Genomic DNA, 14,604 nt, shown 5'->3' with positions numbered 1-14,604 from the left:
ATTAATCATTTCCGTAGAAGCACCTCTTCATGGTTGCTGTTTGAGCACTGCTCAATTCCAAAACTCACTCAGAACCACATCGGCGCCCCTTCATCTGTAGCCTACATCAACTTAAATACCTCATACGGAAAGGAGGAATTCAATGGTTAAGCAGGAACAGTCTCGTAATCAAAAAGTATATGCCCGTTCGATTAGCTCCCATCGCAAGTTGCCTTCTCCGCCCAATGCTCCAGCAGGCGAAGTATGGGATCTCATCGATAGATTGTTTGCCGAGAATCCCACACCCGAGCAGTCACCAACGACAGTAGCGGACTCAAAGCGCCCTCGCCGCGGCGACTCTCGGCGACGGAAAAGGCGAACAGACTGGCGGCGAGTACTTGACGTAAGTGCTTCGGTTGTATGGTCATTCATCGTCGTAAAATTGTTTATAGGCGACCTCGACAGGGTCATGCTTGCGGTCATCGCCCCTCAGGCAGTATGGATACTCGACTTCCGATGGCTTTTGGTTCTCGTCTTAACAGCGCTACTTCTACTACTTTTTAACTCCCGGAAGCTCGGCCTAAGTCTGGCTTATATCATCGGATTTCCCCTTGTATTATTGTGTTGGAAGCTCCCGAAATTTCTGATCAAAAAACGCAGTTCATTGCTCGTAGTCGGTCTCGCTGGAATCGTCACCAGCATCGGGTCTAGGGTGCGCCTGTTCACCATTGCCCTCGCCATCGCGAGCCTCTCGGGTTTCATGATCTCGTCGACAGAGATTCCATGGGTAATCGCTGGCGTCATCGGGATGGCTATAACGTTGATCTGGTGGTTGACCATAACTGCGATCGATCTCGTCCGCTCGACGGCCTTCATACGTACCCAGAAGAAGTTCATCGACTGGGTGCTGCAGAGCAGAATAATCGACAAGGTTCCGACGCCGACGTTGCCGAACCGCATCACGATCCAGTCATGGACAGTCGAAGATGCGACGAAATTTCGGGATAGTGCTGGATACCACGTACTCATTACGCGTGTGCTTCAATTCTGGGCTGGATGCCTCGATCAATACCGCAGGGGGCCCTCCGTTGTGGTTCTGAACATCATGGCAGCCGTTGGACTATCGTTCCAGGTCATACTCGCCTTTACGTTCATCAACCTTGGCGTGTACACGTTCGCGCCTGATCAGTTTTTCTGCGCTGCAACACCGAATTTGTGGACATTCGTCTACTACTCAGCAGCAGGAACTTATTTTGGAGAGATCGGAGCCCTTGTGCCAGTTGGTGTTTTCGCCATCGTTTCGAAGCTGGCAAATGGCATTCTTGGCGTGGTCGTGGCCGGTACCGTCATCATCTCGATCACTTTGAACTATCGAAGTGTGCGGGCTGAAGCCGACGCCGAAGGTGTCGTCCGTACCCTGTATGGAACAGCGGCAGAATTCGAGCAAGCCTCGGTCGAACAGCATCAAATGTCCTTTCGAGATCTCGAAAACCGCCTTTTCGCTACAGGGTGGGGAATTTTCGGGGTTGCGCGCTGGCTCGCAACTCAGGCAGAAGAGCAACCTCGAAACAGTACAACCAGCAATTAAGCGCTGGTCGACCATTCGAGTGGTCGTGCGGCGGCTACGGAATTTATGACAGTAGTTCAGCCTGGAAACAATCCAGAGTCAAGGGGATTTGGACGCATAAGTTCTGACTCGTTCTAGGACCTGATCTGTGATGCTACAGTTCCCCGAATTGGGTTCAGGGTTCCACCCGTTGCGCTCGAACTACTGACAGCACTGAGCATGAACCGTCCCGGGAATCTTGCCGCTGTATCACGTGAGATCGGTTACGGGGTTACCCCACGCCAAAGACGTCTAGTCCGGCCTCGTCGGCTACCCGAGCCCATTCAAGGATGTCCCGCATGCGTGTTGCCGCGTTGATCGGATGGCCATCGGCATCTTGGGTGAACTCGCCAAAGGTGAAGATGCAGATCTCGAACGGGTTGGCGGCACTCATACTCCGCTTACAGCCGCGGCCCCGATCTGGGCCGTGATGAAGTTGCGGACATCGTCGAGTTTGGCAGCGTTGATGCCGTGGCCTGGGCTAGGTTAGACCTTCTCGACGAGCGAAGAAGGGCCGGTAGGAATTCGACGGTGCGGGAGATCGCCACCAGGGGCAATGACCTGGTCCACGGAGCCTCGGCGCCTCGGCCCCAGAACACTGCGGGAAGGTTTGCGTGCAGCGACACGTCGCCCAGCTGAGTTGCGCCGAGCACGAATACGCCCAGGAATACCGGAGCAATGACCCGTTCGAGGACGGGTCCGCATCATGCGGCTTGCCATCAGGCAGCCCTAGGAGAATCTGACGGGAATGATCCTGGTTGTCGGATCGACGTTTCCTTCAATTCATGACCAGATCGCCTCGGTCGCCGCTTCAACCGGTGCGGCATCAGGGACACCCGGAGTAGTGATCTCGAACCACACAGCCCTGCCGTTGCCGAGCACAAGCGGAGCGCGCAGTGAAGCCTACGGAAGATCCGAGCCGAGCGCCGGGGCCAGTGAGCTGAGGCCATGCACATTTGAACCGAAGCCATGCAGGAAGAGCACTACCGCGTCAGGAACTTCAGTAGTGGTCCAGCCGGTCGAGCGAAAGTCACGCAGTGTGGTGGTCATTCCCGGTCAGCTATTAGGGCAGGCGTGGGAGGGGCTGTTGGCGTTGCAGTCAACGATACACGATTTAGTTTAGGCTTCAAACATTATCAATGTGAGCTTTTGCCCCATTGTCGGACCTTCACCACCCGGACCCGGGCAGTCAAAAGTAAACGACCCAAGATGGCACAAATCGGATGGACAACGGGATCTTAGCCTAGCGCCACCACGTGTAGTGCAGCACTACCTTGTCTCCGGCGAACTGAATCAGTTGCACAATCAAGATCAGCAGCATCATCGTGACCACCATGACGTCGATTTGGAAGCGCTGGCGGCCAAACCTGACGGTCAGGTCTCTCAGCCCGCCATGCCGGCCATCGCGGTGTAGTCGATCAGCAGCGCAGTGACGGTGGCCGTGTCAATCAACACGGGTCGAGCCTCAGCCCGAGGCACCATCGGCCTCCGACGCCTGCGGTATTGTCGAGGATCTCACCGAGCGCAGCATCAGACTCAGCCTCGGCGAGTCCGTGCAGAATCTGACCAACCTCTGTCGACAAACTCATCTTCAACGTCCTAGGTAGGCATGGTCGCCGAGTCCGAATCTGGCCTCAACCCTCGCTCGCACCCGCTAGCGTATGCCAAGGGCACGCTCCGCGGTAAGCAACCTAAGATTTCCCAGGTTCACAAAAACACCTCATCGTCCCCCGCCGCAGCAGGCCAGCACACATCCGCAGAAATCGCACTATACGGCCAACCTCTTTTGCTCTGTTATTGCGCGTACGACAACTACAGCTTAGGTTTCCGCAAAATTTCGGCAGTTCAAGATGTTCCCAAGTCAACTGTTTATCCAACCTAAATAGACACCGTGTTTGCTGGTTTCCTCATCCGTGGCAGAATGACTTGGGAATGCTAGCGAGTGAGTCGCTTGCGGGATGTCGGATAACGTAAATGGGGCGAGGAATGACTAGTGGGCCTGTGAACACAGTAATGGCTGTTCTTGAGCGGTTTGGCTCGACTTTTTCAGATTTCTCCTCTGCTTTCAATGAAGGTCAATACGCTTTATGGCTTGGCTCAGGAATATCACGTGAGAGGGTACCGAATGTCTACACATTCATCGAGCGTATCGTGGAACATCTTCGTTCAAACATTGTCGATGAAGATACAGATTGCGCTTACCGCACTGCTCTCAACGACGTATTGAGTCTCGCTGGCTTAAATCGAGAAGAACTAGAGAGTCTCGATTTCTCCATAGAGGTCGAAAAATGGCCGCTGCGGAATCGGATAGCCGCAACCTTGGTCACGAACTACGCTCGAGTTCTTGATGTGCACGTGGGCGACGAGAATCCAGCAGACTATTTGGTCTGGACAGGACTTGATGTCCCTAACACGTACGGGGCAGCGGAACTTGAACCCGATGTTGAGCACTACTGTATAGCGATCCTCATGTTGGAGGGGCTCGTTGCATCTGCAGTTACTGCGAACTGGGATGGGCTTATCGAGAAGGCATTGGACAAACTGACGCCTGTGTTCAGTTCGCTGGTGCGGGTTGCTGTGAAGCCAGAAGATTTCCGTAACACGGGACCGCGTATGGAAGTTATCAAGTTCCATGGCTGTGCCGTGCGTGCACGAGAAGATGAGTCCGAATACCGGGATTTACTCATCGCACGTGAATCACAGATTTCAGGATGGAGTGAGCAGCCAGCAAATAAGTCGATGCGCAAACACCTCGAGGTGCTTTTTGCGGACCGGTTGACGTTGGTAATTGGCCTGTCGGCGCAAGACGCCGACCTTCATACCGTATTTGCAGGTGCAATCCAGGATTTGGAACGGCCGTGGCCAGCCTCTGCGCCGGCAGTCGTTCTGAGCGAGGAACATCTGGAGTCATACCACCGTAACCTTCTCGCACTCACGTATGGTTCGAATCATCAAGAAAATAGAAGCGCTATCGCGCAGTCCGCGCTTCTGGGCGCGTATGGAAAACCTACCTTGATGGCACTGGTGCTGTTATCGCTCACAGAAAAGTTAAGCTTCCTGATTGAATATGGAGTTGGGGATGCATGGGATCAGACAGCTGTGCGGCAGTTGCAGACCGACCTCCTCAGCCTTCGCGATTCGGTAGCTCGCCGCGCTAATCCAAACAACCAAGATAAGTTTGAGCATTCGATGCTTGTAAAGTTTCAGCGTGAGTTCTTTGCTCGGCTCATCGATGCAGTGAACCTGACGCTGTCTATTTTTCGTACCGGGCGTCCACCCACTGCAGGTGTAGATCAATATAGACCACTGTCGGACAGCCCTGTCGGACAGGCGGTTCACAACGTTGATTTCCCTTCGAAACAGTTCGGGCTGCTCGGTGTCGCGCTGGCGTTGATTGGGCGCGGACTCACCACTGGCTATTGGTCGGTGATGCCTGGCGATAAAAATGTGCCAAGAAACGGTGTGGTTCGTCTAGTCAGGGAAAATCGAGATACCTGTGTATTTTTCGTAAAGGACGCCGCGACATTGATAGCTCTTGAATTGGCCAGTGGACTCGACGACAACGAGGGGAATGTATTGATCGTGGTCACTGATGAAGAGCCCGCTGTGGTGACCCGGTCACCGAAATCCAAATTCGGACGTGACGGCAAGACTTACGCCGGGCGCTTCAATATCGCATCGAGTATCACCGATACGGGCTCGGCCGATGACCTATACGAAGCCTTCAAACTGGCAGGAGGCTTCTGATGACGAGTGTTCAAGAAGTCATCACTGTCTTAGAGCACGCCGGTTTTGAACGTCTTCCGAAGCCACTGACAATTGCTGGCACAGAGTTTGGTTTCGAGGCCGCAGTCCGAGGGACACATACTTCGCATGACTTAGTTCTAGTTGCGACTGACCAAGTGCCCAGAAGACGTCTGCAACGACTTGTTGCAGGCCTAGCCCGATCGCTCGATTTGGTCGCGTCACGCCGGCCCGTCAGTCTTGTGCTTCTTGGCGGCGTCGCGGCCTCTGACCGAATCGAGTTGGAGCGTTATGCCCGCATCCTTCCTATCGCTTCAACCAGACCTGATACAGCCGAAATCAAGGACGCTATTGCTGTCCTGCTGCCGCTCCAACTGCCAAACGTCGACTTAGTCCACGGAAGCGACCCTGTAAACGAAGTGATGACCGCGCTTGGTCTGCGAAAAACGACACCTGAGCACATCAGGCTCATCCGGTCTGCTGCTGATGGGACTGACGCCGTGCGAGAAACCCTACGCAGATATGCGAACGAAGGGGCAGATTGGAACGATGACGTGGAGGAAGATAATGAGTGAAATCCCAATCCGCCGGCTGGCGGTCGCCGACTTCCGCCGTCTTGAAGGCAAACGTGAACTACCATTTGATGCACCCGTTGTCCTGATCCATGGACCGAATGGCACCGGTAAGACAAGTGTTCTGTCTGCGCTCGAGCTGGCTCTGACTGGCGGTATTCGAAGCATGGCACGCCATTCCGAACACTACCGAGCACACCTCCCATTCTTCGGGCAGTCATACGCAACTGTTCGAGCCGACGTCGCAGAGAATCTGCAGGTGGGAACACCTGGTGTTCCTTTAACCGTCAGCCGCACGAATCTGGAGGGCACGCCAGCATTTAGCGACGAAGCTGCGAAATTCTATGCCGAACGGTGCTACCTTGACCAAGCATCACTCGGTCGTCTCCTTGACTTGTATCAAGCACGAGAAGGAAACGAGCAGTCTGCTCTCGAAAAGTTTGTAAGCGAACTCCTCGGCCTTGAGAAAATCGACGCCCTTCGTGGCGGGCTCAACGAAGCAAACGATCTCAGGCTCCTTAAGAAGCTTGCAGTAGGTGTCTACGAAGCTGACCGCGAAGCGAAGGCAGCAGCTGCCCAATTCAAAGAACAGAGTGCTCTGCATGCCGAGATCCTGACGGAGGCCGCCAATGCCCGGTCCGCAACCCGAGAAGCTATGGCTGGACTCCATCCCGGAACAAGCGATGACATGTCTGATACGGATATTCTTGAGCTCATCAAGTCAGTCCTGAATGACGACACCATTCATGATGAGTCTGAGGCTGCCTTGACGCTCCACCAAAAACTCATCGCATTAGGTGGTCGCATCTCAGCATTAATTGACCGCTCAACTACACAACAGATCCAAGAGACTCGCACAGCGCTCGCGGTAGCGACCGCCGACGAAGCTTCATGGGAGACCACGGACGGGGAGAAAGTCCTGGCGTGGGAGGCCACTGCGTATTCTGCGGGAGTGAATCTGCGTAGCGACCCTCGCCTTGATATCCAGCACGCAACGAGGCAGGCCCTCCAGTTTTTGCAGAGCGCCGCTGAAGTTCAAGCGCAGACTGAATCTCACAACGCTCAATTAGAGGTTGACCGAGCTGATTTAGAAATTTTGCAGTCTCGAATTTCAGACGCTCACGAGCATTCAAGTGTGCTTGTGGAAAGCTTAGCTGCACTCCGCAGCGTTATCGAAGCCAGCAACAACTGCCCAGTATGTGACCGTGATTTTACGGAAACCGGTCACCACAGCCTCCTAACACACATCGACACAAAACTAGCTGAACTCACCATTCATGGCCAACAACTCGTCGATCTTCGATACGAACGCGACCAACTAGCAGCAAAAGTCACACTGGCAGACGCTGAATACACCCGACTCAAGTCCGGGATTCTCTCTGCCGAGGAGTATCAGGCTGCGGAACTGCGCTACGCCACTCTCGTAGATCTCACCGACCAGGTCGGTGAGATTGAAGCGATTAAGTCCAAAGGTGAAATCCTCACCCGAAAGGTACGTAACCTCCAGCAATTGCTCGGCAGCCTTGAGTCAGCATCTTCAGAAGAGCGCTATGTCAGAAACGAACTTGCTAGATATGCTGACCTTTTACAGGTCAACACCTCTTTTGTAGTCGATTCATTAGACACAGCATTGACCGAACTTCTCGAACGATCAGAAGCCCGGCTCTCCCGTCTCACTGATAAGATCAACCAACACCGAAAAGCAGGTATCGAAGCAGAGCGCATGGCAGGTGCCATTGAACGCGAATCCGCCTCCGCGAAAAATCTCGATGACATTGAGGAATGTAAGACAAAATGGGACGCTCGTCTCACTGAAGCGAAGCGTCGTCAAGGAGTTGCCAAAGAAGTTCACGAAGCCGCAACGCAAGCACGCACTGCTATCGTCCACCGAGTCTTCACTGAATCACTCAACGAGATCTGGAAGACCGTATTTACTCGGCTCGCACCGAACGAAGGCTTCGTTCCGAGTTTCGGTATCCCCAGCAGCACAAAGAAAAACCTCGACATCAAGTTGGAGACTACGCATCTCAGTGGCGAAGCTAGTGGCCCGCCCCAAATGATGTTGTCTGCAGGAAATCTAAACACCGCAGCTTTGTCCCTGTTCCTCGCACTCCACCTCGCTGTTGAACCAATCGTCCCTTGCCTTGTCTTGGATGACCCTGTACAAGCCATGGACGAAGTACACATTTCACAATTTGCTGCTCTCATCCGCCTCATTTCGAAACAAAACAATCGGCAAGTCATTCTCGCCGTTCACGAACGCGAACTGTTCGATTACTTAGCTCTTGAACTTAGCCCGGCGTTCGATGGCGATGAGCTCATCACCATCGAACTCGGCGAACGCGCTACCGAGGAAGACGAAGGCATCACCCGACATGTATGGAAGCCAGATGCCGCCATAGCCAGCTAACCTAGACACTCAATTCTCGTGGTTAATTGTGTACTCCAAGGGGGTTTGAAGCACCTAAGGAATTAACTGAATATCACTGAAAACGGCGACGAGTTGAGTGACTTGGCAGGTAAGCACGCCGTCGTGTGGAGACAAACACGATTGCCTGTGCTTCGAAGGCAATGTCACCGGAATAGCATGCCTGCAGTTTCTTCAATCCAAATTTACCCGTGACGCGTTGTGCTGATAACGGTATAAGGCGTCAAGAGTAATTGTTCGCCCGGTTAGGTCATAGTGCTCTGCTAGGGTTTCCAGTAGCTCGGGCAGGTGGGTGATCTCATTGCTTTTGGTCGACACGTCAACCTGCCCCAACACCAGACCAGCTCATGGGTGCAGGCCGCGAGCAGATAGACCTTGGGGGTTGGCCTCGTGTATGGCGCTACGGAGCTGTTTCTCGCCAATGCTGATCTCTTCAGCAAACCAACCACTGCTGGTGGTAGTTCGTTGAGTGACCCACCGAGACAGGGCTTGTTGCAGCTTTATGGGGTCTGTGACTTTGAGTAGGCGGTGGAACCTGGAGGGCTCTGGGATCCGGCCATTGCCATGGTTGTGGAGTCGGGCGGCGAGGCGGCTCATTTGTCGGTAGCTGGTTTGCTTGCACATGATCGTGCAGAGCGTGATCGCTAGTAGCCAGGCGTTGTTGTATCTTTGGCCTTGTTTCCGGCGGGGATCGGGCACGGTGTTCAGTGCGTGAATGAGTCCGGATCGTAGGGCGGTGAGGGCACCGTATCCCAGTTCTGGCAGGTCGTGTTGGCGTTCGAGGAGGGACATCATGGCATGCGGGATTTTGCTTGGTTAACTTGGTGTTTAATGGGGTTCCCCGCAACTAGTGGACACGTGTTCCATCTCACGCAACTAACGCGAGCCCTGCACCCTGCCCATGCCGACCATGAAGCTGCTGCTCAAACTCCACCGGAGGAACCATCCCCAAGGAAGAATGAAGCCGACGCCGGTTATAAAACTCGTCAATCCACCGGGCAACCTTCTGCTTCGCTTCAGCCCGAGTCGCCCACCGGCACCGATCATAAAACTCAGTCTTCAACGTCGACCAGAACGACTCGCTCATGGCATTATCCCAGCACACACCAGTACGCCCCACCGACTGCAGCAGACCCAACTCCCGGGCCACCTCATGCAACTGCGTCGAGGTGAATTGACTACCCCTGTCCGCGTGAAAAACAACCTTGCTCGGAATCTCCCCACGTAGCGTCCTAGCCATCCGCAAGGCTCGCTCCACCAGATCAGTATTCTGGACACTGTCCATCGCATAGCCCAACACCCTGCGAGAGCAACCATCTCGCACGGCGCACAAGTACAGCCAGCCCTCATCGGTCCGCAGATAGGTGATGTCTGAAATCCAGACGGCATCCAACCGTCCTTGATCCCATTTGCGGTGCACCCTATCGGGCAGATGATACGTGGGCACTCCAGGAATCGTCGTCACCGGGGTGAACCGGCGAGGACTGACCCCTTCAATGCCTTGCCTGCGCATGGAATCAGCGACCGTTTTAGGATCAGCTCTGATTCCTTCTCGCTCCAGCTGAGCGGTGATTCTCGGGGCACCATAGATGCACTGCGAATCTTCGTGCACTTTGGCGACCCTCCGATCTCGCTCACGCTGCGCGGCAGCGCGAGGCGAGGGCCCCTCCACCTGCCGCTGGCACCATTTGTAATAGCCGGACGTGGAAATGTGAAGCAGTCGTGCCATCCGTTTGATAGCAAAGTCTTCCTTCAACGCGCGCATCAGTTCGAACCGTTCGAATGTTGTTGCTTCGACGCGAAGAAGGAGGCCGCTTTTCCCAAGAAGCGGTTGTCTTCCCGCAGATCGTAGACTTCTTTGCGTAAGCGTTTGAGTTCTTCGCGTTCGGACTCATCCAACGCACCGGTTGGCTCACCGTCAAGGCCTCGGCGGGAGCGTTCTTTCTTCACCCAGGTGCCCAGTGTTTGCTCGCCGAGATTCAGCTCTTTGGCAACCGCGCTGATGCTGCGTCCGGTGTCAATGACCCGGCCGGCTGCTTCCCGTCGGTAGTCCTCGGTGAAGGACCTGCGTTGCTTTTTCATATTGCTCATTAGTGACATCCTCTCAAAACTGGGATCGTTTGATCCCGCTTATTCGGGTGTCCACTTATTCAGGGTAACCTCACCAATGGGTCTGAGAGCTCATGAGTGAATTAACTGAAAATTCCTGCTTTGTGGTTCATCAGATACGCATCAAATAATCAATTGGAGGATTACTCGTGGAGAAGAAGGAAAACCTGTACTTTATTGTACCGCTTGGGGACGAAATAGCCGAACATGAACTTCGCAATGATTTTTCTGAGTTAGGGCTGACGTATAGTGAGCCTGATCTGGGCGGCATCGGGGAATTTGCCGACGTTGTTACCGTTGCGCTTGTTTCCCTTACGACGGTCGCTGCTAAAGACGTGGCAGTCGCGCTCCTTGCCGACGGTGTCAAAGGTGTAATCGAAAAGGCCGCAAAGTGGGTTCAACGTCGTCGAAAGGCATATTCCGAGGTCGAGCATCGGCTCGATATTTATCTCTATCACCCGTCAGACGGTTTCATTCAGCGAATTGAAGTCGTCCTCCCAACAAATGAAGATCCTCCCCGGGTCATCATCGAAATCGGAGAACGACCATAAGAACCAACGAAAAATTGGTGAGACCCGGATCATCCGAAATGTGGGTTTAGGGCTGGGCAAGCAGATGCCTAAAGCAAGTGCCCGTACTGTGAGAAAAACCAGCCCTACCGGGCCGGTCCAATCGAAGGCCAAGCATCGCACAAAAGTCTCGTCCAGGCCCTCAGTGGATCCGCTGACTGCCATGCTCTGACCAGCCGGAAAGTGTTAGCCCCTGCGTCCATTGGCTAGTTTCACCGAAATGACCTGTTTTGGTCTCCCTCGCTCGCAATCTCTGACGTGGAAGAACCTAAGTCAATACAAAGAGTTTCGTAATGCCATGGAGGCATCCCATATCCCCACGCCAAGTAACGTCTGAAGCGGGCCGCTCGTGCCCCGGTAAATACTATCGGTGAGCACATACCTCGAAGTGACAACTATGAGGATCAGCTCAGTACGTGTAAGCGGACATGAAAAACTGTGAACTGATCAGTGGGCAGGATTCATGGCCGCCGGTGGGCACTTTTCGTGGCCATCAGCGGGTATTTTTAGTGGCCGTCTATGGGCAGAAAGAAATGGCCCCTTGACACAGTACGTCCCTCGTGGCCTGCAGTGCGTAAAATCAGCACTGTTCCACCGTGAAAAAAGACGTCGGGATCGCCGCAACCTGGACCATCGGATCGTTCAGGTCTTCTTCACGCACCCCAGTAAAACCTTGTTTATGTCCCCAGTCACCCACTTTACCTGACCGATAAACCCGTATCTTTCCACCAATGAGCAACCTCAGTGCAAAGTAGGCGAGCGCGCAATGTTGAGCGCAGCCGCCCGATCCGCATCGAGTCCGACAACTCACCCGGCAAGAACATCACCGTAGGCAACAGCGAACGATCTGAAAATCCATTCGGAGCCTCGAGTGACCAAATGGCTCTAAAAAGTCGGGTGGTCCGGGGTGCTACTCCCCGGACTACCCGACCTCTTCACTGTTTTTTAGTTTACGGAATTACCCAGTTCATGCAGTGGCGTCTTGAAGGTTTCCCGGGCCCAGATGGCCCCAATGGCCGCCACGATGGATGAGCCGGCAACAATCCATGCGGCCGGGCCGTAGTTCGCCGGGTCGCCGCCAACCAACACGGTGGCGAGCATCGGGGTGAACCCGGCGCAGAGGATACCTACCTGCAGGCCGATGGCAACACCCGAGTAGCGGACCTTGACGTGGAACAGTTCGGAGAACCAGGCCGGGTAGATGGCGTTGGAAACCGCGTAGCTTCCGGCGGTGATCGCGATGCTCAGCATAAAGATCAGCGCGATGTTAGAGGTGGAGATTGCCCAGAAGTACACCCAAATCAGTACGCCGGATGAGAGGATGCCGGTGATGAAGATCGGCCGGCGACCAAACTTGTCCGAAAGGTACGCGCTCAGCGGCTGGGTGAAAATCGCCAGGACGTTGCCTACGATGCTGACCACCAACATGGTCGCTGCGGGAATTCCGACACTGACCGCGTAGGCCAAACCGAAGGCCTGCATCAGTGTGTTGGTGACGCACTGGAAAGACATCAAAGAGACCTGGAAAAACTGCGCCGGGTGAGTTTTGAGCATCAGCAGGAAGGGAAGTTTTTCCTTCGTATCATCGGCTTGCGCTTTAACTTCGTCTTCGAAGACCTCTGGCTCCTCGAGCGAACGGCGTACCAGCATGGCGACGATCATCACAACCACGGAGAGCAGGAACGGGATACGCCAGCCCCACGACATTCTTGCCGCCTCGTCCATGGCCGCCACCGGAATGAAAGCCAACGACGCCAGAACGATGCCTGCAGAAATCCCGCTCATTGCGAAGGATGGGAAGAACCCCCGTCGGCCCACCGGGGACTCCTCCATGGTCAGCGTGGAGGAACCAGCGGTTTCGGCACCGGCCGACAGGCCCTGAATCAGCCGGAGCAATACCAGCAGCGCCGGTGCCAGGTAACCCGCCTGTTCGAAGTTCGGCAGCAGGCCGATGGCGAAGGTTGCACCACCCATCAGCATCAGGGTCAGCACCAGTGTGTTTTTCCGGCCCAGACGGTCCCCCAGGTGGCCGAAAACGATAGCGCCGAACGGGCGGGCTACATAGGCCACGCCGAACGTGGCAAAGGATGCCATCAGGGTGATCGTTGGATCGCCCGCCGGGAAAAAGATGTGCGAGAAGATCAACGAAGCCGCGGTCGCGTAGATGAAGAAGTCGTAGTATTCCAGCATTCCGCCAAGAAAGGCGGCTAGGGCCGCTTTCTTGGCTCGCTTGATCCGCACTGACTGATCGGTGCGCGAAGAATCTGCGCCGACAACTGCACTACTCTGGTCAATCGCCATGGGGAACCTCCAAGTAACAAGAACTAGGTTGTACGCTATCCGAACACTAGTACGTTTTGCGCACACTTGAATGTAACCCCGTGTGATCCACAACACCTATGGGAAATTCAAAAAAATTTCTTGCCACTCGCCGCATACGACTCGAGACGCTGTGCAAGCGTCACGTCAGGGTCCAGTTATCGAAAAACTTCCGGGGATAAAAAATTTTGCTCCCAAGCCTCAGCCGTGGTCTTAACGACAGCATGGGCCGCCCTGGCAAAACAGGGCGACCCATGATCTGAGAGGTTTTAGTGACCGAAGGAATCCGAATCCAAGCGCGGTCCAGCCCCGGTATCCAAGGCATCAATTGCCGCACGCTGCTGCTCGGTGAGCGAGAAATCAAAAACGTCCAGGTTCTCCCGCTGCCGGATATCGCTGGCTGATTTCGGAACGGCGACTCGGCCGGAATCCAGGTGCCAGCGCAGGACAATCTGCGCCGGGGTCTTGCCGTACTCCTGCGCGGCACTGGTAATAGCTGGATGGGAAAGGAAGTCCCCTGCGCGCCCCAGCGGGCTGTAGGCGACGGTGGTTAGCTGATGCCGCGCGTGAAACTCCAACTGTTCGCGTTGCAGGTGTTCGGGATCCACCTGCACCTGGTTGAGTGCCGGCCGCAACCCTGCATCAAAAACCTCTTGCAGGTGCGCTGGTTTGAAGTTGGAAACACCCCACGCGCGAAGGGAGCCTGTTTGAACTAGATCTTCCAGCCCTTGGCAGGCTTCAACAAAAGTCCCCTGCTCCGGATTGGGCCAATGCACCAGGTAGAGATCCAGGTAATCCAGTCCCATCAGCTCACAAGTTCGTTCATAGGCGGCCGCTACCCGCTCACGGGAGTGGTCCTCCTTGTTGAACTTGCTGGTCACCCACACTTCCTCGCGTCGCACCCCGGCCCGCGCAATCCCTGCGCCCACCGCTTGCTCGTTGCCGTAGTTCGCTGCGGTGTCCACATGGCGGTAGCCATTGCCAAGTGCCCGGGCAACCGCATCGGAGGCATCCTCGCCGGTCAGCGGCCACGTGCCAAGGCCCATCACCGGAATCTCTAAACCCGGTGCCAGCTCGATCGTGTGCTGTTTGTGCATTACTGCTCCTTCGGTACTTGACATGCGTAAGTTCGCCATGACGGTCGATTAAATTATTCAGCGGCGAGCCGCCCAAAGTCTAAGACCAAACCGGTCAACCACTATGTGCAAATACAAAAGAATGGCAAACACGGCACCGAAAAACGCCACACTTGGTCTTTCGGGGTGGTGCTCCTAGCTT

General features: G+C 54.8%; 12 protein-coding genes. 6 read left to right on the top strand and 6 right to left on the bottom strand.

Going from position 1 to position 14,604, the window contains the following annotated elements; translation table 11 throughout:
- Nucleotides 1–142: 142 nt before the first annotated feature.
- The gene (locus ACIOWL_RS12650) at nucleotides 143–1,567 is read left to right on the top strand and encodes a hypothetical protein (RefSeq protein WP_400385503.1); all 1,425 of its coding nucleotides are present in this window, start codon (nucleotides 143–145) and stop codon (nucleotides 1,565–1,567) included.
- Between the two features lie 250 nt (nucleotides 1,568–1,817).
- On the opposite strand, the gene ACIOWL_RS12645 is transcribed toward ACIOWL_RS12650, so the two are convergent.
- Together ACIOWL_RS12645 and ACIOWL_RS12640 are read right to left on the bottom strand one after the other, a co-directional pair.
- Nucleotides 1,818–1,979: an LLM class flavin-dependent oxidoreductase gene (locus ACIOWL_RS12645; RefSeq protein ID WP_400385500.1), complete on the bottom strand. Its 162-nt coding sequence runs from the start codon at nucleotides 1,977–1,979 to the stop codon at nucleotides 1,818–1,820.
- A gap of 509 nt (nucleotides 1,980–2,488) precedes the next feature.
- Nucleotides 2,489–2,635: a hypothetical protein gene (locus ACIOWL_RS12640; RefSeq protein ID WP_400385499.1), complete on the bottom strand. Its 147-nt coding sequence runs from the start codon at nucleotides 2,633–2,635 to the stop codon at nucleotides 2,489–2,491.
- 211 nt (nucleotides 2,636–2,846) lie between these two features.
- Between ACIOWL_RS12640 and ACIOWL_RS12635 the strand changes: the two genes are divergently transcribed.
- From ACIOWL_RS12635 to ACIOWL_RS12620, 4 genes are all read left to right on the top strand, one after another.
- On the top strand, nucleotides 2,847–2,999 hold the full coding sequence (locus tag ACIOWL_RS12635) for a hypothetical protein (protein WP_400385497.1): 153 nt from the start codon (nucleotides 2,847–2,849) through the stop codon (nucleotides 2,997–2,999).
- Nucleotides 3,000–3,598: 599 nt separating this feature from the next.
- Nucleotides 3,599–5,332 carry an SIR2 family protein gene (locus ACIOWL_RS12630; protein WP_400385495.1) on the top strand — a complete coding sequence of 578 codons (1,734 nt, stop codon included), beginning with the start codon at nucleotides 3,599–3,601 and terminating at the stop codon, nucleotides 5,330–5,332.
- On the top strand, nucleotides 5,332–5,904 hold the full coding sequence (locus ACIOWL_RS12625) for a hypothetical protein (protein ID WP_400385492.1): 573 nt from the start codon (nucleotides 5,332–5,334) through the stop codon (nucleotides 5,902–5,904). Before ACIOWL_RS12630 ends, ACIOWL_RS12625 begins: the two co-directional genes overlap by 1 nt.
- The gene (locus ACIOWL_RS12620) at nucleotides 5,897–8,311 is read left to right on the top strand and encodes an AAA family ATPase (protein ID WP_400385489.1); all 2,415 of its coding nucleotides are present in this window, start codon (nucleotides 5,897–5,899) and stop codon (nucleotides 8,309–8,311) included. Before ACIOWL_RS12625 ends, ACIOWL_RS12620 begins: the two co-directional genes overlap by 8 nt.
- A 363-nt stretch (nucleotides 8,312–8,674) precedes the next feature.
- Here the strand turns inward: ACIOWL_RS12620 and ACIOWL_RS12615 are convergent, their stop codons facing one another.
- Nucleotides 8,675–9,121, bottom strand: coding sequence for a transposase family protein (locus ACIOWL_RS12615; protein WP_400385841.1), 447 nt, complete (start codon nucleotides 9,119–9,121; stop codon nucleotides 8,675–8,677).
- Nucleotides 9,122–9,197: 76 nt separating this feature from the next.
- Nucleotides 9,198–10,420, bottom strand: a protein-coding gene (locus ACIOWL_RS12610; protein WP_400385486.1) for an IS3 family transposase whose coding sequence is annotated in 2 segments (ribosomal slippage) — nucleotides 9,198–10,153 and nucleotides 10,153–10,420 — 1,224 coding nt in all. Because the reading frame shifts where the segments join, the coding sequence is not laid out codon by codon here.
- 167 nt (nucleotides 10,421–10,587) lie between these two features.
- Here ACIOWL_RS12610 and ACIOWL_RS12605 point away from each other — a divergent pair.
- The gene (locus tag ACIOWL_RS12605) at nucleotides 10,588–10,989 is read left to right on the top strand and encodes a hypothetical protein (RefSeq protein ID WP_400385484.1); all 402 of its coding nucleotides are present in this window, start codon (nucleotides 10,588–10,590) and stop codon (nucleotides 10,987–10,989) included.
- Between the two features lie 963 nt (nucleotides 10,990–11,952).
- Here the strand turns inward: ACIOWL_RS12605 and ACIOWL_RS12600 are convergent.
- Together ACIOWL_RS12600 and ACIOWL_RS12595 are read right to left on the bottom strand one after the other, a co-directional pair.
- A complete protein-coding gene (locus ACIOWL_RS12600; protein WP_400385482.1) occupies nucleotides 11,953–13,308 on the bottom strand; it encodes an MFS transporter in 1,356 nt (451 codons plus the stop codon).
- Nucleotides 13,309–13,595: 287 nt separating this feature from the next.
- A complete protein-coding gene (locus ACIOWL_RS12595) occupies nucleotides 13,596–14,423 on the bottom strand; it encodes an aldo/keto reductase (protein ID WP_400385479.1) in 828 nt (275 codons plus the stop codon).
- Between the last annotated feature and the right edge of the window lie 181 nt (nucleotides 14,424–14,604).

The organism is Glutamicibacter sp. NPDC087344, from assembly GCF_044744225.1.
Taxonomy (GTDB): domain Bacteria; phylum Actinomycetota; class Actinomycetes; order Actinomycetales; family Micrococcaceae; genus Glutamicibacter.
The sequence above is the reverse complement of the archived record's forward strand: the minus strand, read 5'-3'. Positions and strand labels throughout refer to the sequence as shown.

Excerpts from the sequence above, each read along its gene's own strand:
- ACIOWL_RS12600 (WP_400385482.1), bottom strand. The coding sequence starts at position 13,308 with ATGGCGATTGACCAGAGTAGTGCAGTTGTCGGCGCAGATTCTTCGCGC.
- ACIOWL_RS12650 (WP_400385503.1), top strand. The coding sequence starts at position 143 with ATGGTTAAGCAGGAACAGTCTCGTAATCAAAAAGTATATGCCCGTTCG.
- ACIOWL_RS12625 (WP_400385492.1), top strand. The coding sequence starts at position 5,332 with ATGACGAGTGTTCAAGAAGTCATCACTGTCTTAGAGCACGCCGGTTTT.
- ACIOWL_RS12620 (WP_400385489.1), top strand. The coding sequence starts at position 5,897 with ATGAGTGAAATCCCAATCCGCCGGCTGGCGGTCGCCGACTTCCGCCGT.
- ACIOWL_RS12645 (WP_400385500.1), bottom strand. The coding sequence starts at position 1,979 with ATGAGTGCCGCCAACCCGTTCGAGATCTGCATCTTCACCTTTGGCGAG.
- ACIOWL_RS12615 (WP_400385841.1), bottom strand. The coding sequence starts at position 9,121 with ATGTCCCTCCTCGAACGCCAACACGACCTGCCAGAACTGGGATACGGT.
- ACIOWL_RS12595 (WP_400385479.1), bottom strand. The coding sequence starts at position 14,423 with ATGCACAAACAGCACACGATCGAGCTGGCACCGGGTTTAGAGATTCCG.
- ACIOWL_RS12640 (WP_400385499.1), bottom strand. The coding sequence starts at position 2,635 with ATGACCACCACACTGCGTGACTTTCGCTCGACCGGCTGGACCACTACT.
- ACIOWL_RS12630 (WP_400385495.1), top strand. The coding sequence starts at position 3,599 with ATGGCTGTTCTTGAGCGGTTTGGCTCGACTTTTTCAGATTTCTCCTCT.